Source organism: Paenimyroides ummariense (genome assembly GCF_900115115.1).
In the GTDB taxonomy this organism is placed as follows: domain Bacteria; phylum Bacteroidota; class Bacteroidia; order Flavobacteriales; family Flavobacteriaceae; genus Flavobacterium; species Flavobacterium ummariense.
This window is the reverse complement of record NZ_FOVI01000002.1, coordinates 261,517-268,704: the sequence shown is the minus strand read 5'-3', so window position 1 is coordinate 268,704 and position 7,188 is coordinate 261,517. Positions and strand designations below refer to the sequence as shown.

General features: G+C 33.7%; 5 protein-coding genes and 1 tRNA gene. 1 reads left to right on the top strand and 5 read right to left on the bottom strand.

What is annotated here, in order from left to right:
- The 4 genes from BM253_RS02905 to BM253_RS02890 all read right to left on the bottom strand — a co-directional run bounded on the left by BM253_RS02905 (position 1) and on the right by BM253_RS02890 (position 5,003).
- Positions 1-60: transfer RNA gene (locus BM253_RS02905), tRNA-Val, on the bottom strand.
- Positions 61-893: 833 nt separating this feature from the next.
- A complete protein-coding gene (gene rpsA, locus BM253_RS02900; RefSeq protein WP_091518793.1) occupies positions 894-2,660 on the bottom strand; it encodes a 30S ribosomal protein S1 in 1,767 nt (588 codons plus the stop codon).
- 198 nt (positions 2,661-2,858) lie between these two features.
- On the bottom strand, positions 2,859-4,508 hold the full coding sequence (locus BM253_RS02895; RefSeq protein WP_091518791.1) for a DUF6029 family protein: 1,650 nt from the start codon (positions 4,506-4,508) through the stop codon (positions 2,859-2,861).
- 3 nt (positions 4,509-4,511) lie between these two features.
- Positions 4,512-5,003 carry a TlpA family protein disulfide reductase gene (locus tag BM253_RS02890; protein ID WP_091518788.1) on the bottom strand — a complete coding sequence of 164 codons (492 nt, stop codon included), beginning with the start codon at positions 5,001-5,003 and terminating at the stop codon, positions 4,512-4,514.
- Positions 5,004-5,129: 126 nt separating this feature from the next.
- Between BM253_RS02890 and BM253_RS02885 the strand changes: the two genes are divergently transcribed.
- Positions 5,130-6,041, top strand: a complete 912-nt coding sequence (locus tag BM253_RS02885) for an Omp28-related outer membrane protein (protein ID WP_091518784.1) — start codon at positions 5,130-5,132, stop codon at positions 6,039-6,041.
- Positions 6,042-6,101: 60 nt separating this feature from the next.
- Here BM253_RS02885 and dinB read toward each other — a convergent pair whose 3' ends face one another.
- Positions 6,102-7,184 (bottom strand): DNA polymerase IV, encoded by a 1,083-nt coding sequence (dinB, locus tag BM253_RS02880; protein WP_091518780.1) that lies wholly within the window; start codon positions 7,182-7,184, stop codon positions 6,102-6,104.
- Positions 7,185-7,188 lie beyond the last annotated feature (4 nt).

Genomic DNA, 7,188 nt, shown 5'->3' with positions numbered 1-7,188 from the left:
TGAGGGGTTCGAACCCCCGACCCCCTCGGTGTAAACGAGGTGCTCTGAACCAGCTGAGCTAATCGCCCTTTCTTTTTGAACGGACTGCAAAGATAAAAACCTTTTGCAATACAATCCAAATTTATTTTTTACTTTTTCTAGGAACGTGGCTTTACTTGTTCTGAAAGCGGTTGCAAATATAGTACTGTTTTTTTGAACTTTGCAAATGGTTTTGCAAAGTTTTTTATTCTTTTTTGTAAGAAGCTGAATATGTGTTTAGTGCGGGGTGTTTGGTGCGGGGTGTCTGGCTGAAACCGTAATCTTTTTACCACAGATGCACAGATGATTTATTTATATTTGATGCTATATGCTTGGTGCGGGATGTTGGATGAAGCCCAAGGTTATTCTTTTATTTAACCACTGATTTAATGATTATCGCAGATTTATTTTACGGCTTTACTGTAATACATAAAATTTGGCTAAAGCCTACTCAAAATTAAAAACAACCCTCGAACTAAAGTTCGAGGCAATTGATTTAGCAAAATAACTTGAAACGTAAAACTTTAAACCTTAAACTTCAAATCATTTAACCACTGATTGCACGGATTTTCACAAATTTTATTTTTATGATTTAAAAAACCTACAACTTACAACTTAAAACTTAAAACCTACAACTTTTAAACTTTAAACGAAAACTGCGTTAAGGATAGCAGCGGATAGCCCGCAGTGAGGAGGCACAACGAGCGAGGACTTATAGCGAATAGCCCGACCCGACTGTTTACTGCAATTGTTTGTTTGTATGAATTGTGAGTTTTCTTAAATTTTGTTTTAAAACAGAATGGAAGGGGAACGCCCGAAAAACAAAAAATCCCGCCATGTGTTTGACGGGATTAAATTTATGTAGAGAAAACTTATTAGTTTTTACCTTCCATTTTAGCTTTTAATTCTGCTAAAGCGTCGATATCTCCTAAAGTTGTTTTTTCGTTTGCAGCGTTATTTGCAGCAGCTTTTTCTTCTGAAGCTTTGAAGTTTTTCTCTTCTTCTTCACGGAATGTTGCTGTGTGAGATGCTACAACTCTTTTGAATTCTTTATTGAATTCGATAACTTTGAAATCAGCAGTATCGCCTTTTTTCAATTTTTTACCGTCTTCTTTCTCTAAATGACGAGTTGGGATGAAAGCCACCACATCTTCATCGAAGTTTACAGTTGCACCTTTATCGTTTAAGTCTGCAATTGTTCCGTTATGAACTGTACCTACACCGTAAGCTGCTTCGTGAGCATCCCATGGGTTATCGGTAGTTTGCTTATGACCTAAAGATAATTTACGACCTTCAACATCTAATTCTAAAACAACAACATCTAACTTGTCACCTACGTTAACAAATTCTGATGGGTGTTTGATTTTCTTAGTCCAAGATAAATCAGAAATATAAACTAAACCGTCGATACCTTCTTCTAATTCAACAAAAACACCAAAGTTTGTAAAGTTACGAACTGTACCTGTGTGTTTAGAACCTACTGGGTATTTAGATGTAATATCTGTCCAAGGATCGTTTGATAATTGTTTGATACCTAAAGACATTTTACGCTCTTCACGGTCTAATGTTAAGATAACTGCTTCTACTTCATCACCGATTTTCACGAAATCTTGAGCTGAACGTAAATGCGTTGACCATGACATTTCTGAAACGTGGATTAAACCTTCTACGCCTTCTGCAACTTCGATGAATGCACCGTAATCAGCCAAAACAACTACTTTACCTTGTACTTTGTCACCAACGTTTAAGTTAGCATCTAAAGCATCCCAAGGGTGAGCGTTTAATTGTTTTAAACCTAATTGGATACGTGTTTTCTCGTCATCGAAATCTAAGATTACAACGTTTAATTTTTGGTCTAATTCTAATACTTCAGATGGGTGGTTGATACGAGACCAAGATAAGTCTGTAATGTGGATTAATCCGTCAACACCACCTAAATCAATGAATACACCGTACGAAGTAATGTTTTTAACAACACCTTCTAATACTTGACCTTTTTCTAACTGACCGATGATCTCTTTTTTCTGAACTTCGATATCAGCTTCGATTAATGCTTTGTGAGAAACTACTACGTTTTTGAATTCGTGGTTGATTTTAACAACTTTAAATTCCATAGTTTTGTTTACGTATTGATCGTAATCGCGGATTGGTTTCACATCGATTTGAGATCCTGGTAAGAATGCTTCGATACCGAATACGTCAACGATCATACCACCTTTAGTTCTACATTTAACAAAACCGTTAACGATTTCACCTGTATCATGAGCTGCGATAACGCGATCCCAAGCCTTGATTGTACGAGCTTTACGGTGAGATAATACTAATTGACCGTTTTTATCTTCGCGAACGTCGATTAAAACTTCTACTTTATCACCAACTTTTAAGTTAGGATTGTAACGGAATTCGTTTAAAGAAATAACACCTTCAGATTTAGCGTTGATATCAACGATTGCATCTCTGTCTGTGATTCTTACTACTACACCTTCTACAACTTCTTCTTCACCAGTTGAGATAAAAGTTTTTTCTACTAAATCTTCGAATTCTTGTAAGTTTTGAGCATCTACTGCGTCAATACCGTTTTCGTAACTTTCCCAGTTGAAAGTGTCTAAGAATTCTTTTGCGTTTTGTGTTTGTTCAGACATGTCTGATAATAAATTTGTATTCTGCTTATTTAAGAATTGTAACGAAGTTTTAAACAGAAGTTGTTATTGATTTATGTTTCAACCCTTTAGCCAATTCTTTATCTTCTACTAAAAAGTGGTGCAAATTTACGTTGTTTTTTTTTATCTTCCTAAAAATCAATAAAAAAAGTCTGAATTTAAATTCAGACTTTTAGTTATTTAGAAATTTGTTGTTAAGTTTAAGGTAACTCCGTTTGATTCTGGCACATATCTACAAACACCGCCTACACACATTAAACCACCACGTTGGCGACCATAATTTACAGCGATACGGGTTGCGCCTTTAGAAAAACTACCACCAACGCTGTAATAATGAATACGGCTTTCAGCGTGTGAATTGCCATAATTGTACATATCTGTAACATATATACTAAACATGGTATTAGGAACATACTCTAACAAGGCTGCTCCCCAATCTCCTTTATCTGCAGATGCCCACATATTTTGTAACTGGAAACGCACCGAACTTGTTTCAGAAAAATTATACAAACCTTCCACACTTACAATATCGGTTTTTACATCATCGAACTTTCCTTCTAAAACAGGTGCGTTGTAGTATTGATTCATGTACATAGTAATGGTTTGAAAAGTTGGAGACCATCTTTTTCTTACTTCTACAGCAATATCAGAATAATATTTCTCTCCAAATTTCAAGAACTCATCCTCTAATTTATTATTTTCAAAATCATAGGTTGATTTTAAACCTCCCCAATAAGATCCGTTTACCGCTAAATGTGTTCCATACTTACCACCTAATTTAGTTCCTTCTACAAAATCATAGTAAAAATCGTACTGCCCACCAATTTCACCGTTTCTTTTTTCAAACCAGTTAATTCCACCTTGCGCTTGATACACGTATATATTTTGTAGCGAAAAATCGTATTGTTTTGTTAATGCCGGAACATAATTTATTACACCTTTATTGTATTGGTTTCCTGCCAACTTTCTATCTGAATAAAATGTCATATTCTCCATTCTTCGGAGATTAACACTTGATCCAAAATTATCTTTGTTATATCCTAAATTAACTAATATAGCATTTCCTTCTAGAAATGTTCCATCTACATAATCTTCATTGGCAATAACAATATCTTTTTGTTTGTGAATATATTCTGTACCAAAATTAAATCCGCCAATTCCTAAGTTAAATCTACCAGAAAAAGCATTGGTTAAATCATTTATACCCTCGTATTCCGTTACTTTTTCCTCATTTAATCTACCAACGTAACTTGCTCCAAATCTTAAATCGGTATTTTCTAACTTAAGTGCATCTGCCGCATTAAACTCTAAATTGGTTCCTAATACATAACTATCGGAAAAATCGAAGCCCATTCCAATACGTTGTTTACCGCCTAAAGCAGTTAAATCGAGGTTTTTTGTTAAACGGAATTTCGCATTCATACCAAAAAGCGCGTTATTTATTCCTAATGCACGATCTTCCCATGAACGCAAAATTAAACCGCTTCCAAATTGCTCGTAAAAGTGCCCCAAGGTAATATTAACTCCGTTTTCAATATCGTTATAGCGTGCGTAAATAGTACCTATATTAACATCTTGTAAATCTGGATTGTAATTTATTATTGCTTTTGGATAGTAAGATTCTACCTGCGTACCAAACTCCCACTTGTTTTTAAAATAATCAACCTTTATATAAGTGTTAGATCTTAAACGATCTTCGGCTTCTTTTTCATCTATTTTAATCTTATCATCATCAAGATAATACTGATTATTTGATTCAATCCCTACGCGTACTTGCGCATAAAAGAAAGACGACGTTAATAACGTCGCCGAAAGAATTATCTTCTTCATTGATTATTTTGTACTAATTTTTTTTAACTCTTCTTCTATTTTGTTTTCAATTCCAGGAGTATAATTAGAATGCGTAAACATAACTTTTCCTTTATAAAGAATCATTGTATAAGGAACATTTACCACATTTATTGTTCTTTTAAGCTCTTGATTGACATCTAATAAAACTTTGTATTTCCATCCTTTTGAAGTTACCATAGGCTTTACACGATTAATGGTTTTAGAATCATCTATAGAAACTGCAACTAATTCTACACCATAGTCTTTTTGCCATTGTGCATACTTCGTTTTAATTGCTTCTAACTCTCTGATACATGGTCCGCACCACGTTGCCCAAAAGCTTACAATAACAGGTTTAGAAGAGTTATTGTAATTTGCAATGTTTATAGATTTGTTATCAAGCCCTTTTAATGAAATATTTGGTAATTTGTTTTGAGCAATTGCAAATGTTACAAACAACAAGCAAAAAGCTACTAATGATAAACGTAATTTCATGATATATTATCAGTTATTTAAAAATTTAGCTTCAAAATTAATGATAAAATAATTATCGAATAATTTTTTTATGATATTTTTTTTATTTTATTTTACACCATATTAACTCAATATTAACAACATATTATGTTTACAAAAAAATTATTGCCAGTTTTGCTATTTGGAATAGCATCTTTAGGTTTTGTTAGCTGTTCTGATTCTGATGATACTACTGAACCACAAAACACGGAAGTTGATTTTACAAAAGGAGATTTCAAACAAAAAGTATTAGTTGAAGATATTACATCTGCAAGTTGTGTTTGGTGTCCCTTGGGTACAATTGCAATCGAAGGATTAGAAAAATCAGAATATAAAGATAGAGTTATTGGAGTTGGCGTACATGGTGATTTTAACCCAAGTAGTGTAAAAGACCCATTTGTATTACCAGGTTTATCAAGACTTACAAGTGCACTTAAAATGTCAGGATGGCCACATTTAAGTTTCAATAGAAACACCGCAATAAAAGGTACTGATTTTCAAAATTTTATTCCCGAAACAGCTTTTGGAAAGTATACATTTTCATCTACTGAGTTTGAGAAATTCCAAAAAAAGCATAAACTTTTAAATGAAGGCTCGCCAATTGGTATTAAAATAGAATCAAACTTAACTGCAACAAGTGGTAAAGTTGATGTTAGTTTAAAATTTAGCCAAAATATTAGCCAAGAACTTAAATATGTTGTTTATCTATTAGAAGATGGGTTGGTATTCCAACAAGCACAACACAATAGATTGTTTGGAGAACAAGGAAATGGCGGAAAATGGGTAATGGATTTTGTTCATGATCACGTAGTACGTGCAACAAATGATTTCTTAGGTCAATCTATTGCTGCAGATCAAACAAAATCTTCAAATGAATACAAAACCTCTGTTAACTTATCTTATGAGTTAAAGGATCTTTCAAAAGCAAGCGTTGTGGTTGCTGTATTAGATAGCAAAGGTAATGTATTAAACGTGCAAAAAGCAAAAGCTAATACTACACAAGATTACCAAATGAAATAATTTCATATATTTTGTCAATATTAAAAAAACTCAAACCTTTCGGTTTGAGTTTTTTGTTTCCTAAAACCTAAATTTTAACTGCACGTATTCTGCTTTTTTTTGGTTTATGTTTAAATTGCTTACCTGAATACCAATTAAACGTACCGATGTTCTTAAGTTGCTTTGTTGTAACAATTCCAATGAAGTATCCAACAACAAATCAAAACTGCTAATGTAATACGTCAGAGTAAAACTGCGGGTTTGTAGTGTAAAATCACTGTATTTTATTTTTAAAGTGATGGTTTTCCCAGAAAGATTTCTTTTTTGCAAACGGGTAGAAACTTCTTCGCAAACATCGGTTAGCTTTTCTTTTAAAGGAATAATCGATGTGAAATTTTCTCTAAAAGTACGCTCTGCTCCGATTGATTTTGGTAATCGATTTGGAACAACCGCTGAATTACTTATACCACGAGCCAACTGATAAAAATGAATGCCCGAATTACCGAAATGATTTTCTAAAAAATCTAAAGATTTTTGCCGTAAATCGGCTCCGGTAAAAATACCCAGATGATACATTTTCTCGCACGTTTTTTTTCCTACACCAAAAAAACGTTTAATTTCTAGTGAATCTAAAAACGGAATGATCTCATCGGGTTTAATTGTTTTTTGTCCGTTTGGTTTGTTGTAATCGCTTGCTATTTTTGCGAGGAATTTATTTATTGAAATTCCTGCTGAAGCCGTTAATCCGGTTGTTTGAAATATTTTTAGCCGAATTTCTTCTGCCATTAAAGTGGCACTTTTTAATCCTTTTTTATTAACGGTTACATCTAAAAAGGCTTCGTCTAACGACAAGGGTTCCACCAAATCGGTATATTCTAAAAAGATTTGTCTTATTTGGTTTGAAACTTCTTTGTATCGACTAAAACGCGGTTTTACAAAGATTAATTCCGGACATTTTTTTATTGCCAGCTTACCGCTCATGGCACTTCGAATGCCAAATTTTCTGGCTTCGTAACTTGCAGCCGATATCACACCGCGTTCTTCAGATCCGCCCACGGCAAGTGGTTTGCCTCTTAATTCAGGAAAATCTAACTGTTCTACCGAAGCGTAAAACGCATCCATATCGATATGAATTATTTTGCGATGCGTTTGATTTATTTCCATTACA